18 protein-coding genes are annotated in these 14,066 nt (G+C 67.8%); 12 read left to right on the top strand and 6 right to left on the bottom strand.

Translation table 11 applies throughout. The features are described 5' to 3' along the window. Positions 1–9 precede the first annotated feature (9 nt). Genes BLR99_RS15365 through BLR99_RS15355 form a run of 3 tightly spaced genes read left to right on the top strand, consistent with a single transcriptional unit; the run spans position 10 to position 2,624 of the window. Entirely contained in the window at positions 10–1,086 is a 1,077-nt protein-coding gene (locus BLR99_RS15365) for an ABC transporter permease subunit (protein WP_011795005.1), read from the top strand. A 24-nt stretch (positions 1,087–1,110) separates the two neighbouring features. Next, positions 1,111–1,893 carry an ABC transporter ATP-binding protein gene (locus BLR99_RS15360; protein ID WP_017438185.1) on the top strand — a complete coding sequence of 261 codons (783 nt, stop codon included), beginning with the start codon at positions 1,111–1,113 and terminating at the stop codon, positions 1,891–1,893. 2 nt (positions 1,894–1,895) lie between these two features. Beyond that, positions 1,896–2,624 (top strand): ABC transporter ATP-binding protein, encoded by a 729-nt coding sequence (locus BLR99_RS15355; protein WP_011795007.1) that lies wholly within the window; start codon positions 1,896–1,898, stop codon positions 2,622–2,624. Between the two features lie 81 nt (positions 2,625–2,705). Here the strand turns inward: BLR99_RS15355 and BLR99_RS15350 are convergent, their stop codons facing one another. After that, positions 2,706–3,308, bottom strand: a complete 603-nt coding sequence (locus tag BLR99_RS15350; protein WP_011795008.1) for an outer membrane beta-barrel protein — start codon at positions 3,306–3,308, stop codon at positions 2,706–2,708. Between the two features lie 322 nt (positions 3,309–3,630). On the opposite strand from BLR99_RS15350, the gene BLR99_RS15345 reads away from it, so the two are divergent. Together BLR99_RS15345 and BLR99_RS15340 are read left to right on the top strand one after the other, a co-directional pair. Then, entirely contained in the window at positions 3,631–4,278 is a 648-nt protein-coding gene (locus BLR99_RS15345) for a DUF47 domain-containing protein (RefSeq protein WP_011795009.1), read from the top strand. 27 nt (positions 4,279–4,305) lie between these two features. Beyond that, entirely contained in the window at positions 4,306–5,316 is a 1,011-nt protein-coding gene (locus tag BLR99_RS15340) for an inorganic phosphate transporter (protein WP_011795010.1), read from the top strand. A 21-nt stretch (positions 5,317–5,337) separates the two neighbouring features. Here BLR99_RS15340 and BLR99_RS15335 read toward each other — a convergent pair whose 3' ends face one another. Both BLR99_RS15335 and BLR99_RS15330 read right to left on the bottom strand, forming a co-directional pair. Next, the gene (locus tag BLR99_RS15335; RefSeq protein ID WP_017438184.1) at positions 5,338–5,799 is read right to left on the bottom strand and encodes an NINE protein; all 462 of its coding nucleotides are present in this window, start codon (positions 5,797–5,799) and stop codon (positions 5,338–5,340) included. 20 nt (positions 5,800–5,819) lie between these two features. Further along, the gene (locus tag BLR99_RS15330) at positions 5,820–6,341 is read right to left on the bottom strand and encodes a GNAT family N-acetyltransferase (protein ID WP_041827346.1); all 522 of its coding nucleotides are present in this window, start codon (positions 6,339–6,341) and stop codon (positions 5,820–5,822) included. 123 nt (positions 6,342–6,464) lie between these two features. Between BLR99_RS15330 and rpsP the strand changes: the two genes are divergently transcribed. The 6 genes from rpsP (at position 6,465) to BLR99_RS15300 (ending at position 10,616) form a co-directional block, all read left to right on the top strand. Beyond that, the gene (gene rpsP, locus BLR99_RS15325) at positions 6,465–6,722 is read left to right on the top strand and encodes a 30S ribosomal protein S16 (RefSeq protein WP_017439238.1); all 258 of its coding nucleotides are present in this window, start codon (positions 6,465–6,467) and stop codon (positions 6,720–6,722) included. 103 nt (positions 6,723–6,825) lie between these two features. Next, positions 6,826–7,401, top strand: a complete 576-nt coding sequence (gene rimM, locus BLR99_RS15320; protein ID WP_017439237.1) for a ribosome maturation factor RimM — start codon at positions 6,826–6,828, stop codon at positions 7,399–7,401. Between the two features lie 6 nt (positions 7,402–7,407). Next, complete coding sequence (trmD, locus tag BLR99_RS15315) at positions 7,408–8,175, top strand: tRNA (guanosine(37)-N1)-methyltransferase TrmD (RefSeq protein ID WP_046059736.1); 768 nt, start codon at positions 7,408–7,410, stop codon at positions 8,173–8,175. Positions 8,176–8,320: 145 nt separating this feature from the next. Further along, positions 8,321–8,707 carry a 50S ribosomal protein L19 gene (gene rplS / locus BLR99_RS15310; RefSeq protein WP_011795016.1) on the top strand — a complete coding sequence of 129 codons (387 nt, stop codon included), beginning with the start codon at positions 8,321–8,323 and terminating at the stop codon, positions 8,705–8,707. Between the two features lie 121 nt (positions 8,708–8,828). After that, entirely contained in the window at positions 8,829–9,554 is a 726-nt protein-coding gene (locus tag BLR99_RS15305) for a CoA pyrophosphatase (RefSeq protein WP_011795017.1), read from the top strand. Between the two features lie 69 nt (positions 9,555–9,623). Next, positions 9,624–10,616: a CobD/CbiB family protein gene (locus BLR99_RS15300; protein ID WP_041827929.1), complete on the top strand. Its 993-nt coding sequence runs from the start codon at positions 9,624–9,626 to the stop codon at positions 10,614–10,616. Positions 10,617–10,658: 42 nt separating this feature from the next. On the opposite strand, the gene rsgA is transcribed toward BLR99_RS15300, so the two are convergent. Genes rsgA through BLR99_RS15285 form a run of 3 tightly spaced genes read right to left on the bottom strand, consistent with a single transcriptional unit; the run spans position 10,659 to position 13,330 of the window. Beyond that, positions 10,659–11,636 (bottom strand): ribosome small subunit-dependent GTPase A, encoded by a 978-nt coding sequence (gene rsgA / locus BLR99_RS15295; protein WP_017438703.1) that lies wholly within the window; start codon positions 11,634–11,636, stop codon positions 10,659–10,661. Positions 11,637–11,654: 18 nt separating this feature from the next. Then, positions 11,655–12,005 carry a 4a-hydroxytetrahydrobiopterin dehydratase gene (locus BLR99_RS15290; protein ID WP_011795020.1) on the bottom strand — a complete coding sequence of 117 codons (351 nt, stop codon included), beginning with the start codon at positions 12,003–12,005 and terminating at the stop codon, positions 11,655–11,657. Next, on the bottom strand, positions 12,002–13,330 hold the full coding sequence (locus tag BLR99_RS15285; RefSeq protein WP_048857508.1) for a M48 family metallopeptidase: 1,329 nt from the start codon (positions 13,328–13,330) through the stop codon (positions 12,002–12,004). Before BLR99_RS15285 ends, BLR99_RS15290 begins: the two co-directional genes overlap by 4 nt. A gap of 74 nt (positions 13,331–13,404) precedes the next feature. On the opposite strand from BLR99_RS15285, the gene orn reads away from it, so the two are divergent. Further along, a complete protein-coding gene (gene orn, locus BLR99_RS15280) occupies positions 13,405–13,986 on the top strand; it encodes an oligoribonuclease (RefSeq protein WP_011795022.1) in 582 nt (193 codons plus the stop codon). The last annotated feature ends 80 nt before the right edge of the window (positions 13,987–14,066 follow it).

The following is a 14,066-nucleotide window of genomic DNA, read 5'->3' as shown; positions in this document are numbered from 1 at the left end:
CGCATTCCCATGAAAAACAACAAAGCCCAATGGATCATCGGCGCCATCGCGCTGCTCGTCCTGCCGCTCATCCTGCAGTCCTTCGGCAACGCCTGGGTCCGCATCGCCGACCTCGCGCTGCTCTACGTCATGCTGGCCCTGGGCCTGAACATCGTGGTCGGCTACGCCGGGCTGCTGGACCTCGGCTACGTGGCCTTCTACGCCGTGGGTGCCTACCTCTTCGGCCTGATGGCGTCGCCGCACCTGTCGGATACCTTCGCGAGTTTCGCGGCCATGTTCCCCAACGGTCTGCACACCTCCCTCTGGCTCGTGATACCGCTGGCCGCGCTGGTGGCCGCGGTCTGCGGGGCACTGCTCGGCGCGCCCACGCTCAAGCTGCGCGGCGACTACCTGGCCATCGTGACGCTGGGCTTCGGCGAGATCATCCGCATCTTCCTGAACAACCTGGACCACCCCGTCAACCTGACCAACGGGCCCAAGGGCATCGGCCAGATCGACTCGGTCAAGGTCTTCGGCCTGGATCTCGGCCGGCGCCTGGAGCTGTTCGGCTACGACATCAACTCCGTCACGCTCTACTACTACCTGTTCCTGGTCCTGGTGGTGTTCAGCGTCATCATCTGCTACCGGCTGCAGGACTCGCGCATCGGCCGCGCCTGGATGGCCATCCGCGAGGACGAGATCGCCGCCAAGGCCATGGGCATCAACACCCGCAACCTCAAGCTGCTGGCCTTCGGCATGGGCGCGTCCTTCGGCGGCGTCTCGGGCGCGATGTTCGGTGCGTTCCAGGGCTTCGTGTCGCCCGAGTCCTTCAGCCTGATGGAGTCCGTGATGATCGTGGCCATGGTCGTGCTGGGCGGCATCGGCCACATCCCCGGCGTGATCCTGGGTGCCGTGCTGCTGTCCGCGCTGCCCGAGGTGCTGCGCTACGTGGCGGGCCCGCTGCAGTCCATGACGGACGGCCGCCTCGACTCCGCCATCCTGCGCCAGCTGCTGATCGCGCTGGCCATGATCATCATCATGCTGCTGCGCCCGCGCGGCCTCTGGCCGTCGCCCGAGCACGGCAAGAGCCTCGTGCAGAAGTCCTGAGAACACCCTTCGAGAGCAACGAACATGGCAGAAACAACCAACGAAGTGGTGCTGCGGGTCGCCGGTATTTCCAAGCGCTTCGGCGGGCTGCAGGCCCTCTCCGACGTGGGCATCACCATCGGCCGCGGCCAGGTCTACGGCCTCATCGGCCCGAATGGCGCAGGCAAGACCACCTTCTTCAACGTCATCACGGGCCTCTACACGCCCGACAGCGGCACCTTCCAGCTGGCCGGCAAGTCCTATGAGCCCACGGCGGTGCACGAGGTCGCCAAGGCGGGCATCGCGCGCACGTTCCAGAACATCCGGCTCTTCGCCGAGATGACGGCGCTCGAGAACGTGATGGTGGGCCGGCACATCCGCACCCAGTCCGGCCTGATCGGCGCGATCTTCCGCACCAAGGCCTTCAAGGAAGAAGAGGCCGCGATCGCCAGGCGCGCGCAGGAACTGCTCGACTACGTGGGCATCGGCAAATACGCCGATTTCAAGGCACGCACCCTGTCCTACGGCGACCAGCGCCGCCTGGAGATCGCGCGCGCCCTGGCCACCGATCCGCAATTGATCGCGCTCGACGAGCCGGCCGCCGGCATGAACGCCACCGAGAAGGTGCAGCTGCGCGAACTGATCGACCGCATCCGCCGCGACAACCGCACCATCCTGCTCATCGAGCACGACGTGAAGCTGGTGATGGGCCTGTGCGACCGCGTGACCGTGCTCGACTACGGCAAGCAGATCGCCGAAGGAACCCCTGCCGACGTGCAGAAGAACGAAAAAGTGATTGAGGCCTACCTGGGCACCGGAGGACACTGAGCATGGCCGAGAAATCCAACAACGTACTGCTGTCCGTGAAGGGCCTGAAGGTGGCCTACGGCGGCATCCAGGCCGTCAAGGGCGTGGACTTCGAGGTGCGCGAGGGCGAGCTCGTCTCCCTCATCGGTTCCAACGGTGCCGGCAAGACCACGACGATGAAGGCCATCACCGGCACGCTGGCGATGAACGACGGCGACATCCACTACCTGGGCGAGAGCATCCGCGGCAAGGGCGCCTGGGACCTCGTGAAGAAGGGTCTGGTGATGGTGCCCGAGGGCCGCGGCGTGTTCGCCCGCATGACCATCACCGAGAACCTGCTGATGGGCGCCTACACGCGCAACGACAAGGCCGGCATCCAGGCCGACATCGAGAAGATGTTCAGCATCTTCCCACGCCTGCGCGAGCGCAAGGACCAGCTCGCGGGCACCATGTCCGGCGGCGAGCAGCAGATGCTCGCCATGGGCCGCGCGCTCATGAGCCAGCCCAAGGTGCTGCTGCTGGACGAACCCTCCATGGGCCTGTCTCCCATCATGGTGGACAAGATCTTCGAGGTGGTGCGCGACGTCTATGCCCTGGGCGTGACCATCGTGCTGGTCGAGCAGAACGCCAGCCGCGCGCTGGCCCTGGCCGACCGCGGCTACGTGATGGAATCCGGCCTGATCACCATGACCGGCCCGGGCCAGGACCTGCTGAACGATCCGCGCGTGCGCGCCGCCTACCTGGGCGAGTGACACGACGGCGCGCCCTGCGCCATGGACGAGAAAAAGGCCCTGCGAAGGGCCTTTTTGCGTTTCCGAGGGGAGGGCGATGGATCAGTACCGGTACTGCACGCCGATCGTCGTCATGTCCACATCCGACTTGCCGTCGGCGAAATGCAGGCGGTGGCGCTCCCACTCCAGCACGGCGGCCCACTGGGGATTGAACGCCCAGCGCACGCCCGCGCCATAGGACAGGCCGAAGCCGCTGTCGTCCCCCGTGGCCACGCCGAAACCGGGATTGCCGGAGGTTTTCGTGCGGCCGTAGGTCGTGCCGAGCTTGCCGAAGATGTCGAACTGTTCGCTGATCGGTGCACGGCCCACCAGGCTGAAGTTCAGCCCCTGTGCCTTGGTGTCCCCGCCGAGGCGGGTGGCCTTGCCGAAATTGAGGTAGCCGAACTCCACCCCGACATTGGGATGGAAGAAGCCGCCCGTGTAGAGCTTCCAGCCGGTGTCGCTGTCGTCGAAATCGAAGGGGCTCGTGCCATTGCGCAGGTCGTATTTGGATTGGCCGGCGTTCAGGCCGATATAGCCCTGCTGCGTGGCGGGGATGAAGGAGTTGCCGGTCGCGCGGCCGGCCTGGGCATGGGCGGCCATGGTGCCGCAGGCGAGGGCGAGGGCGCAGGACAACAGCCGGAGGGAACGGTTCGGTGTGTGCATGGGTTTTCCTTATGGTGGAGGACAGACGGGCGGTGGTGGCAGGATCGGAGGCTGCACCTCGGCCCGCGGACGGGCCTTGGGCCCATTGGAAGGGCCGTGGCGCATGAGGTTTGTGGGCACTCGCGTCCGGCGTCTGTAGGAGTGCGCTCACAAGGCGCGTGTGCATTGGCGCAACGCGGCGCATCGGGCGGCATCTGCCGGGATCGGATCGGCATCCCGGTCGCGGTTAAACTCGCGCCTTTCTTGAAATCGTCACCATTTCGTCACAATCGCGGCCACGCCGCAGGTGGCGCATGCCTGCCAGTCGTCCAGGAGTCCCCCCATGTTGTTTGGAAAGCTGTTGCCCCGCGAGGGCAATTTTTTCGAGATGTTCAACCAGCATGCGGACCGCATCGTCGAGGCTGCGAGGGCCTTCTCCCAACTGGTCGCCAACTACAACGACCCGCACCTGCGCGACAAGTACAACCAGGACGTGGACAACGCCGAGCGGGCTGCGGACCGCGTGACGCACGAGGTCAACCGCACGCTCCACAAGACCTTCATCACGCCGATCGACCGCGAGCAGATCCATTCGCTCATCAACACGATGGACGACGTGGCCGACCTGATCCAGGATTCGGCCGAAACCATGGCGCTCTATGACGTGCGCCACATGACCGAAGAGATCAGCCGACTGACGGACCTGAGCCTGAAGTGCTGCGAGCGGCTGCGCGATGCCGTCAAGCTGCTGGAGAAGATCGCCGATCCGGGCGTGGCCGAGGCGGCGCTCAAGACCTGCGAGGAAATCGACCGCCTGGAAAGCGACGCCGACCGCGTCATGCGCAGCGCCATGAGCAAGCTCTTCCGCGAAGAGCCCGACGTGCGCGAGGTGCTCAAGCTCAAGGCCATCTACGAGCTGCTGGAAACCATCACCGACAAGTGCGAGGACGTGGCCAACCACATCGAGGGCATCATCCTCGAGAACTCCTGATCCGCGGCGGACGCAAGCGCTCAAAGCATGGAAACCGTACAAACCGCCCTGTGGGTCGTCGCCCTCCTGGTCGCGCTCGCCATCCTGTTCGATTTCATGAACGGGTTCCACGACGCCGCCAATTCGATCGCGACCGTCGTCTCCACCGGCGTTCTCAAGCCCACGCAGGCCGTCATCTTCGCCGCGTTCTTCAACTTCATCGCGATCTTCATCTTCCACCTGAGCGTGGCCGCCACCATCGGCAAGGGAATCGTGCAGCCCGGGGTGGTGGACACCCATGTGATCTTCGGCGCGCTGGTGGGTGCCATCACCTGGAACGTCATCACCTGGTACTACGGCATCCCCAGCAGCTCCTCGCACGCGCTGATCGGCGGCATCGTGGGGGCGGTGATCGCCAAGGCCGGCATCGGGTCGCTGATTTCCGGAGGCATCTTCAAGACCGTGGCGTTCATCTTCGTGTCGCCGCTGCTCGGCTTCCTGCTCGGCTCCCTCATGATGGTGGCCGTGGCGTGGATCTTCCGCCGCTCCCGGCCCAGCAAGGTGGACAAGTGGTTCCGCCGCCTGCAGCTGCTCTCCGCCGGCGCCTACAGCCTGGGCCACGGGGGCAACGACGCGCAGAAGACGATCGGCATCATCTGGCTGCTGCTGATCGCCACCGGGCATGCCTCTGCCTCGGACACCGCGCCGCCGACCTGGACCATCGTCGCGTGCTACCTGGCCATCGGCCTGGGCACCATGTTCGGCGGCTGGCGCATCGTGAAGACGATGGGCCAGAAGATCACCAAGCTCAAGCCCGTCGGCGGCTTCTGTGCCGAGACGGGCGGGGCGATGACCCTGTTCCTCGCCACCACCCTCGGCATCCCGGTGTCCACCACCCACACCATCACCGGCGCCATCGTCGGCGTGGGCTCCACCCAGCGCGCAAGCGCCGTGCGCTGGGGGGTGGCCGGCAACATCGTCTGGGCGTGGATCCTCACGATTCCCGCCAGCGCCTTCGTGGCCGCGATTGCCTACTGGATCAGCCTGCAGCTGTATTGATCCGGGCGCCGCGGCGCCGCCTCACTGCGAAATCTTGCGTGCCTCTTCGATCTGGTATTCGAAATAGCGCTGGAAGCTGAACGCGATGCTCGCCATGAGCACCGCCGTGCCGAGCATCAGCGACAGCGCGATCGCGAACACCGTCGCCCAGCGGGTGCGCCCGGCGGGTGCGTCGGCTGCGCTGCCCGGGTTGAAGCGCGCATTCCAGCGCTCCGGTGCCATGAGGCCATAAAGGATCGCCCGCAGCGCGCATCCGGCGATCGTGAAGCCCAGCAGGGGGATCAGCATCCAGCTCAGGTGGTCGTCCTGCCCGAACTGCTGCACCCGCTGGATGCCGTGGATGCCCAGCGCCGTGGGAATCGGCAGCATCCAGCCGATCAGGTCGCCGAAGCCGTGCAGGTAGAAGCGGTGCAGGCCGAGCGGACCCCCGAGGAAGGCCAGCCACGCGGCGACCGTCTTGCTTTTGCCGCGGGGGCGGGCCATCGGTGCGTGCCGGTCCGGGGTCATTCGGGTGCCGTGGTGTCCGCGGCGCCGAGGGGCTTTTCCATGAGCACCACGTCGCGCCACGCACCGAACTTCCAGCCGACCGAGCGCATCACCCCGATTTCGGTGAAGCCGGCGGCGCGGTGCACGCCGACCGAGCCGGCGTTGGCGGAGTCGCCGATCACCGCCAGCAGCTTGCGCACGCCCGCGGCCTCGGCAGCGCCGCACAGCGCATCCAGCAGCAGCCGGCCCACGCCGCGCCCACGGGCCGCGTCCGCCACGTAGATCGAGTCTTCCGCGGAAAAGCGGTAGGCCGGGCGCGGCTTGAACCAGTTGGCGTAGGCGAACCCGAGGATTTCTTCCTGTTCCTCGGCCACCAGGTAGGGCAGGCCGCGCGCCAGCACGTCCGCCCGCCGCGCCGCCATGTCGGTGGCGCTGGGCGGATCGGTCTCGAAGGTGCCCGTGCCGTGCAGCACATGGTGGGCATAGATGGCGGTGATGGCGGGAAGATCTTCGTCGCGGCTCGGGCGGATATTGGGCATACGTCGGGATGTGGATATAATCGCGGGCTTTGCAGCGTGTCGCTGGCCGGGTGGCCATGTCGCGTGTCTCAAACGCCGCAAAACCTCGACAGATTTTGCTGTCACCCACCCGAAGGATTCATTATGGTCGTGATTCGACTCTCCCGCGGCGGCTCCAAGGGCCGTCCGTTCTTCAACATCGTCGTTGCCGACAAGCGCGTGCGCCGCGATGGCCGCTTCATCGAGCGCCTGGGCTTCTACAACCCCACCGCCAAGGAAGGCGAAGAGGGTCTGCGCATCGCCCAGGACCGCCTGACGTACTGGAAGGGCGTGGGCGCCCAGACGTCCGACACCGTCGATCGTCTGATCAAGCAGGCCGCCAAGAAGGCCGTCGCCGCCTGATCCTCGGTCGTCGAGCCGGGAGATCCATCTTCCCGGAACGAGGCGGGCTCCGTTGCCACGGCAAACGGAGCCCGCTTTTTTTCTTTTCATCCCTTTTTTCGCCATGCCCGCCCTTCCCATCCTCGATCCCGCCGACCTGCCCGCCGACGCGGTGGAAGTAGGGCGCATCGCGGACGCCTGGGGCGTCAAGGGCTGGTTCAAGGTGCTGCCCTACAGCGCCGATCCCGAAGCGCTGTTTTCCTCCAAGCGGTGGTACCTGCAGCCCAGCGAGAAGGGCGCGAAGAGCTTTTTCACGGGAACCGTGCTGCTGCCCATCCGCCAGGCACGCGAGCATTCCGACTCCGTCGTCGCGCAGGCCCAGGGCGTGGACGACCGCGACGCCGCCGAGGCCCTGCGGGGCGCCCGCATCTTCGTGCCCCGCTCGAGCTTTCCCACGGCGGCCGAGGACGAGTACTACTGGGTCGATCTCATCGGCCTGGAAGTGGTCAACCGCGAGGGCGTCGCGCTGGGCTCCGTGCGCGAACTGCTCGCCACGGGGCCGCAGACGACCCTGGTGCTGTCGTTCCCGCAGGAGGGCGGCAAGGAGGGCGAGCGCATGATTCCCTTCGTGTCCGCCTTCGTCGATCGGGTGGACATCGCCGGGCGCCGCATCGTGGTGGACTGGCAGCCGCATTACTGAGCCGCCATGCGTTTCGACGTCATCACGCTGTTCCCGGAGCTGTTCACGCCGTTTCTCGCCAGCGGCGTGACGCGACGGGCCTATGCCACCGGGCTCGTGGACGTGCGCTTCTGGAACCCGCGCGACTACGCGGAGGGCAACTACCGCCGCGTGGACGACCGCCCCTTCGGCGGAGGGCCGGGCATGGTCATGATGGCCGAGCCGCTCGAGCGCTGCCTGCGGGCCATCCGCGCGGACCGCGGCGAGGCACCCGAGGCCGTGGCGCCACTGGTGATGTTCTCGCCGATCGGGCGCAGGCTGGACCATGACGGCGTGGCGGGCTGGGCCGCCGGCAACGGCGCAGTGCTGCTGTGCGGCCGCTACGAGGGCGTGGACCAGCGGTTCGTCGATGCCCATGTGGACGTGCAGCTGAGCCTGGGGGATTTCGTCCTCTCCGGCGGCGAGATCCCCGCCATGGCGCTGCTCGACGCGGTGGCGCGGCTGCAGCCCGGCGTGCTGAACGATGCCGGCAGCCACCAGGAAGACAGCTTCAATGCAGCGCTGGACGGCCTGCTGGACTGTCCGCACTACACCCGTCCGGAGTCGTGGCAGGGGCAGGCGGTGCCCGCCGCGCTGCTGTCCGGCCACCATGCGCAGATCGAGCGCTGGCGGCGCGACCAGCGGCTTGCCGTGACGGCGCGGCACCGGCCGGACCTGGTCGAGGCCGCGCGCGCGGCGGGGCGCCTCGACCGCGCGGACGAAGCCGTCTTGGCGAAACTGAACGGCTTGCTATAATGGCGGGCTTTCCGATCCTCTGTCCGGCCGCTGGCGGACGCTTCCTTTTCGCAGCCGCAGGGCTGCCGGGGCGGCCTTTCAGCACCATGCGTCAATCCCGACGCCTGCCAATCCTGGCGCGGCCATGATCGCAAGGAAATCAACAATGAATCTGATCCAGACCCTCGAGCAGGAAGAAATCGCCCGCTTGAACAAGACCATCCCCGAATTCGCGCCCGGCGACACCGTCATCGTGAGCGTGAACGTGGTGGAAGGCAACCGCAAGCGCGTGCAGGCCTACGAAGGCGTGGTGATCGCCAAGCGCAACCGTGGCCTCAACAGCGGCTTCACCGTGCGCAAGATCTCCAGCGGCGAAGGCGTGGAGCGTACGTTCCAGACCTACAGCCCGCTGATCGCCAGCATCGAAGTGAAGCGCCGCGGCGACGTCCGCCGCGCCAAGCTGTACTACCTGCGCGACCGTTCCGGCAAGTCCGCGCGCATCAAGGAAAAGCTGCCTTCGCGCGTCAACAAGGCTGCCGCCACCGCCGCTTGAGGCCGGGCCGCCGCTCTGGCATCCGAAGCCGCTACAGGGTCCTGTAGCGGCTTTTTTCTTGGCCGCCGCGCTGCGCCCCCGGGCGCGCGCATTTATCTGCCCACGCCGTAGGACCCGACGCATGTCCTCTTCCCCATCCACCGCGGCCGCAGCCACTGCCGGGCCGCTGACGGCCCTGCCAGGATTCGATCCCCGGACGGTTCCGGTGCTGGGGACGGACGCCCACCTGCCCGCCGTGCCGGCCGCTGCGTGGGCGCCCGAGGCGCTGCGCCGGCGCTTCGCCGCGCCGCCGTCCTGGACGCCCGACGTGCTGCGCGAGAGGGCCATGACGACCCGCGCGCCGCGCGATGCGGCCGTGCTGCTGGCGATCATGCTGCGCGATGAGCCGACCGTGCTGCTGACGGAGCGCACCGCGCATCTGTCCAACCATTCGGGGCAGGTGGCCTTCCCGGGCGGACGCGTCGATCCGGGCGATGCGGACGCCGCTGCCGCCGCGCTGCGCGAGGCGCGCGAAGAAGTGGGCCTCGACAGCGGCAGGGCGGAGGTGCTGGGCACGCTGCCCGTCTATGCCACCGGCACGGCCTTCCTCGTCACGCCCGTGGTGGCGCTGGTCCAACCGGAAGGCAGCTTCCAACCCAATCCTTATGAAGTGGCCGATATCTTCGAGGTGCCGCTGGCCTTCCTGCTGGACCCGTCGAACCACCGGCGCCATGCCCTCGACATCGGCGGTGCCCTGCGCGAGTGGTTCTCCATGCCCTACACCGATCCGGCGACGGGCAAGGACCACTTCATCTGGGGTGCCACGGCGGGCATGCTGCGCAATTTCTACCGCTTCCTGCTGGCCTGAGCCGGCGGCGTGCCGGTAGCGGGTCGGCCGCAATGTTTCCTGTGGTTACGGCCCAGTATGATTGCCGGCATGAGCTTCTTTGCCATCCTCATGGCGTTGCTGATCGAGCAGGCCCGCCCGCTGGCCCGCAGCAACCCGATCCATGCCGGCGTGCGCGCGTGGGCGCTGTCCGTGAGCCGCAATTTCGATGCGGGCAAGCCGCACCATGGCTGGGTGGCATGGACCCTCGCGGTGTGCGTGCCGTCGCTGGCCGTGCTGGGCGTGCACTGGCTGCTGATGGTGGCCATCGGCTGGCCGGCCGCCGTGGTGTGGAGCATCGCCGTGCTCTATCTCACGCTGGGCTTCCGGCAGTTCAGCCACCACTTCACGAACATCCGGGATGCGCTGGAAGAGCGCGACGAGGACGCCGCCCGGGCCCGCCTGGCCGCCTGGCAGCAGGTGGACGTGGGCCTGCTGCCGCGCAGCGAGATCGTGCGGCACGTGATCGAGTATTCCGTGATCGCGGCGCACCGCCATGTCTTCGGGGTGCTGGCCTGGTTCTCCATCCTGGCGGCACTGGGCCTCGGCCCCGCGGGCGCGGTGTTCTACCGGCTCGCGGAATTCGTGTCGCGCTACTGGAAGGCGGGCGGGCGCGGCGCCAGCCTCGTGCATCCCGGCAGCGAGCCGCTGCAGCGCGCCTCCGCCCAGGCCTGGACGGTGGTGGACTGGCTGCCCGCGCGCCTCACGGCCCTCAGCTTCGCCGTGGTGGGCAGCTTCGAGGAAGCCATCGACGGCTGGCGCTTCCATGCGCAGCATTTTCCCAATGACAACGACGGCGTGATCCTGGCGGCCACCGCCGGTGCCATCAATGTGCGCCTCGGCGGCGAAGTCCTGCAGGCACGGCAGGACGCGCTGGGCGAGGGCCTCCTGCCGCCCGAGCCCGGGCCGGCCGGCGGCGACAGCACCCCGGGCAGGGAGCCCGAAGTGGCCCACCTGCGCGGCGTCGTGGGCCTGGTATGGCGCTCTGTCGTGGTGTGGATGCTGCTGCTCGCCCTGCTCACCCTGGCCCGCCTGCTCGGCTGAAGCCGGGGCGCCGCCCCGGGCGCCGGCCCTCCGCTGCATTGCTCACCAGTGGCGGTGCGTGCTCAGTTCCTCGTACAGCTGGCGGTAGATCTGGTAGCGGTTCGCGCCGATGCGGCGCGAACCCGGTACCGGCGAGGCATCGGGCTCGTCCACGTGCGCCATGACGGCGCAGCCGGGCTCGTGCAGATGGGTGCAGTTGTAGAAGCGGCACTCGCCCGCGTGCTGGCCGATGTCCGGCATGAGCCGGGCCAGGTCCGCGGCACCGATGTGGTGCAGCCCGAATTCCTGGAAGCCCGGGGAGTCGATGAGGGCGGTGGTGCGGTCCTGCGGGTCCACCCAGTACCACGTGGTGGTGGTGGTGGTGTGCCTGCCCGAGTTGAGCGCCTGGGATATTTCTCCCGTCACGGCCGACGCATGCGGCACCAGCAGGTTGATGAGCGTGCTCTTGCCCGATCCGGAGGGTCCGAGCACCAGCGTGGTCTTGCCCTGCAGTTGCTTGCGCAGCGCTGCATGGTCCACCTCCGCCGAGTGGGTGAGCGACAGCGGCAGCACCTGGTAGTGGTGCCGCCCGGCGCCGTCGCCGCACATGTGCCGGTAAGGCCAGAGCCGTGCCCAGGCCCGCTCGAAGGGCTCGACCAGGTCGCTTTTGTTGAGGGCGATGACCGGGGCGATGCGTTCGGCTTCCGCCGCGATCAGCGCCCGCGCGAGCTGGCTTTCGGAGAACACCGGCTCGGCGGCGATGAGGATCAGCACCTGGTCCAGGTTGGCGGCGAACGATTTGGTGCGGATCTCGTCCTGCCGGTAGAACAGGTTGCGGCGCTCCAGCACTTTCTCGATCGTGCCTTCGTCGCCCTGGCCGGGCGGCGGGGCCTGCCAGAGCACGCGGTCGCCGACCACCGCCTGGCTCTTCTTGCCGCGCGGATGGCAGATGCGCCGCGCGCCGTCGGGGCTCTCGACGAGGCAGTGCCGGCCGTGGCTGGCCACCACCAGGCCTTCGAGGGGGCCGGAGCGCTCAGACATGGGTCGCCGGTCGGGTCGTCATTCGGAGGCCGCCAGCAGCGCGTCGAAGCGCGCGGCGCATTCGAGGTCGGTGGTGGAGATGCCCTTCACGTCATGGGTGTTGAGGCGAACCACGCAGCGGTCGTAATGCACGGACAGGTCCGGGTGGTGGTCCTGTGCATTCGCGATGAAGGCGACGGCGTTCACGAACGAGATGGTCTCGTAGTAGTTCGCGAAACGGTAGGTCTTCTCGATCGCGACCGCGGCGCCGTCGCCGCTCAGGGCCCAGCCCTGCAGGTCCGCCAGGCGCGTGACGATTTCGGTGGGGCTGAGCGCACGGCGTGCGTGGGCGGACCAGTCTTTCTTGGTGAGCATGGAAGAAGAGGTCATGTCGATGGCTGGGGAAGGGGCATGCGGGCCAGCCGTTCGCCGGCCGGCGGGTGGGAGTAGTAGAACCCCGCGTACACCGGGTCCGGCGTGAGCGTGGAGGCGTTGTCCTCGTAGAGCTTGAGCAGTGCGGAGGCGAGGGCGCTGCCTTCGGCCTGCGCCATGGCATAGGCATCCGCCTCGAATTCGTCGCGGCGCGACAACTGGGCGAAAACCGGCGAGACGAAGAAGGTCAGCACGGGTGTGGCCAGCAGGAACAGCAGCAGCGCCAGCGCGTCGTTGGAGGCCGAGCCCGCCGGCTGGCCCGGGAGCAGGGCGGCGGGCTGCACGCCCAGGCCTTCGTAGAACCAAGTCTGCCCCGAAAGCCAGCCCAGCAGCGCGAAACCGAGCAGTGCCATCGCGAACACGCCCGCCATGCGCTTGGCGATGTGGCGGTGCTTGAAGTGGCCGAGTTCGTGCGCGAGCACGGCTTCGACCTCGTCCGGCCCGAGCTGGCGCAGCAGCGTGTCGTAGAACACCACCCGCTTCGCGGCCCCGAAGCCCGTGAAGTACGCGTTGGCATGGGCGCTGCGCCGGCTGCCGTCCATCACGAACAGCCCCTTGGCCGCGAAGCCGCAGCGCTGCATGAGCGACGTGACGCGGGCCTTGAGGGATTCGTCCTCCAGCGGCTGGAAGCGGTTGAAGAGCGGCGCGATGAACAGCGGATAGATCACCATCAGCGCCAGGCTGAAAGCCACCCAGGCGCCCCAGGCCCAGAGCCACCACAGGGCGCCCGCGGCCCCCATGAGCCAGAGGATCAGCGCGGCCAGCGGCAGCCCGATCACGGCGCCCATCAGCGTGGACTGCGCCAGGTCCTTCAGCCAGAGGCGCGGCGTGGTCTTGTTGAAGCCGAAGCGCTCTTCGAGCACGAAGGTCTGGTAGGCCGCGAGGGGCAGGTCGATGAGCCCGCTCACCAGCGCGAACGCCGCCAGCAATGCGATCTGCTGCACCATGCCGCCGTCCAGCACGGACAGCAGCGCCTGGTTGAGCGCGTTCAGTCCGCCCAGCAGCGTCCAGCCCAGCAGCACGGCAGCGCCCAGGGCGGCTTCCAGCATGCCCAGCCGGGCCCTGGCGATGGTGTAGTCCGCGGCTTTCTGGTGGGCGGCGAGGGGGATGCGCCCTGCGAACGGCTCCGGGACGGTGCCGCGGTGGCGCGCGACGTGCCGGATCTGCCGGGACGCCAGCCAGAAGCGCACCAGCAGGCCGGCGGCCAGCAGCAGGGCGAAGGCCGCGGTCAGCAGGCCGGCGGGCGTGGTGAAGTAGGAGGCGGTATCGGGGGCGGGAGGCATGTACCGGGAGTTTAGGGCTTCGCGGACCGGCATCGCGGCGGCAGGGGCGTTCCGCCTGGGAGACAATCCGGGCCATGTCCGATACCGCACCCGTCTCCGTCCCTCCCGTCCTTCCCAAATCCGACCTGAACTTCGTCTGGCTCGACTGCGAGATGACGGGGCTCGATCCCGAGAAGGATCGCCTGCTGGAGATCGCCGTCGTGGTCACCGGCCCGGAACTGGAGCCGCGGGTGGAGGGGCCGGTGTTCGCCATCCACCAGTCCGATGCGTTGCTCGACGGCATGGATGCCTGGAACAAGGGCACGCACGGTCGCAGCGGTCTCATCGAGAAGGTGCGGGCCTCCACGGTCACGGAGGCCGAGGCCGAACAGGCCATCCTGGAATTTCTCGCGCGGTATGTGCGCAAGGGCGTGGCACCCATGTGCGGCAACAGCATCGGCCAGGACCGGCGTTTCCTCGTGCGCTACATGCCGAAGCTGGAGGCGTTCTTCCATTACCGCAACGTGGACGTGAGCACCCTCAAGGAGCTGTCCCGGCGCTGGAAGCCCGAGGTGTACGCCAGCTTCAAGAAGGCGCAGAAGCACACCGCGCTCGCCGATGTGCACGAATCCATCGAGGAACTGGCGCACTACCGCAAGCACCTGCTGGTGCCCTGACCGCGGCCGTTTGCGGGAAAACCCGAATCGTGCGATAATTGCAGGCTTGCGCGGAAAAACATCGGATGCAACTTCCGGTC

Source organism: Paracidovorax citrulli, from assembly GCF_900100305.1.
GTDB classification, from domain to species: domain Bacteria; phylum Pseudomonadota; class Gammaproteobacteria; order Burkholderiales; family Burkholderiaceae_C; genus Paracidovorax; species Paracidovorax citrulli.
The sequence above is the reverse complement of the archived record's forward strand: the minus strand, read 5'-3'. Positions and strand labels throughout refer to the sequence as shown.

Excerpts from the sequence above, each read along its gene's own strand:
- BLR99_RS15360 (WP_017438185.1), top strand. The coding sequence starts at position 1,111 with ATGGCAGAAACAACCAACGAAGTGGTGCTGCGGGTCGCCGGTATTTCC.
- BLR99_RS15345 (WP_011795009.1), top strand. The coding sequence starts at position 3,631 with ATGTTGTTTGGAAAGCTGTTGCCCCGCGAGGGCAATTTTTTCGAGATG.
- BLR99_RS15365 (WP_011795005.1), top strand. The coding sequence starts at position 10 with ATGAAAAACAACAAAGCCCAATGGATCATCGGCGCCATCGCGCTGCTC.
- BLR99_RS15305 (WP_011795017.1), top strand. The coding sequence starts at position 8,829 with ATGTCCTCTTCCCCATCCACCGCGGCCGCAGCCACTGCCGGGCCGCTG.
- BLR99_RS15350 (WP_011795008.1), bottom strand. The coding sequence starts at position 3,308 with ATGCACACACCGAACCGTTCCCTCCGGCTGTTGTCCTGCGCCCTCGCC.
- BLR99_RS15290 (WP_011795020.1), bottom strand. The coding sequence starts at position 12,005 with ATGACCTCTTCTTCCATGCTCACCAAGAAAGACTGGTCCGCCCACGCA.
- BLR99_RS15340 (WP_011795010.1), top strand. The coding sequence starts at position 4,306 with ATGGAAACCGTACAAACCGCCCTGTGGGTCGTCGCCCTCCTGGTCGCG.
- rpsP (WP_017439238.1), top strand. The coding sequence starts at position 6,465 with ATGGTCGTGATTCGACTCTCCCGCGGCGGCTCCAAGGGCCGTCCGTTC.
- trmD (WP_046059736.1), top strand. The coding sequence starts at position 7,408 with ATGCGTTTCGACGTCATCACGCTGTTCCCGGAGCTGTTCACGCCGTTT.
- rimM (WP_017439237.1), top strand. The coding sequence starts at position 6,826 with ATGCCCGCCCTTCCCATCCTCGATCCCGCCGACCTGCCCGCCGACGCG.
- orn (WP_011795022.1), top strand. The coding sequence starts at position 13,405 with ATGTCCGATACCGCACCCGTCTCCGTCCCTCCCGTCCTTCCCAAATCC.
- BLR99_RS15335 (WP_017438184.1), bottom strand. The coding sequence starts at position 5,799 with ATGGCCCGCCCCCGCGGCAAAAGCAAGACGGTCGCCGCGTGGCTGGCC.
- BLR99_RS15330 (WP_041827346.1), bottom strand. The coding sequence starts at position 6,341 with ATGCCCAATATCCGCCCGAGCCGCGACGAAGATCTTCCCGCCATCACC.
- BLR99_RS15355 (WP_011795007.1), top strand. The coding sequence starts at position 1,896 with ATGGCCGAGAAATCCAACAACGTACTGCTGTCCGTGAAGGGCCTGAAG.
- rsgA (WP_017438703.1), bottom strand. The coding sequence starts at position 11,636 with ATGTCTGAGCGCTCCGGCCCCCTCGAAGGCCTGGTGGTGGCCAGCCAC.
- rplS (WP_011795016.1), top strand. The coding sequence starts at position 8,321 with ATGAATCTGATCCAGACCCTCGAGCAGGAAGAAATCGCCCGCTTGAAC.
- BLR99_RS15285 (WP_048857508.1), bottom strand. The coding sequence starts at position 13,330 with ATGCCTCCCGCCCCCGATACCGCCTCCTACTTCACCACGCCCGCCGGC.
- BLR99_RS15300 (WP_041827929.1), top strand. The coding sequence starts at position 9,624 with ATGAGCTTCTTTGCCATCCTCATGGCGTTGCTGATCGAGCAGGCCCGC.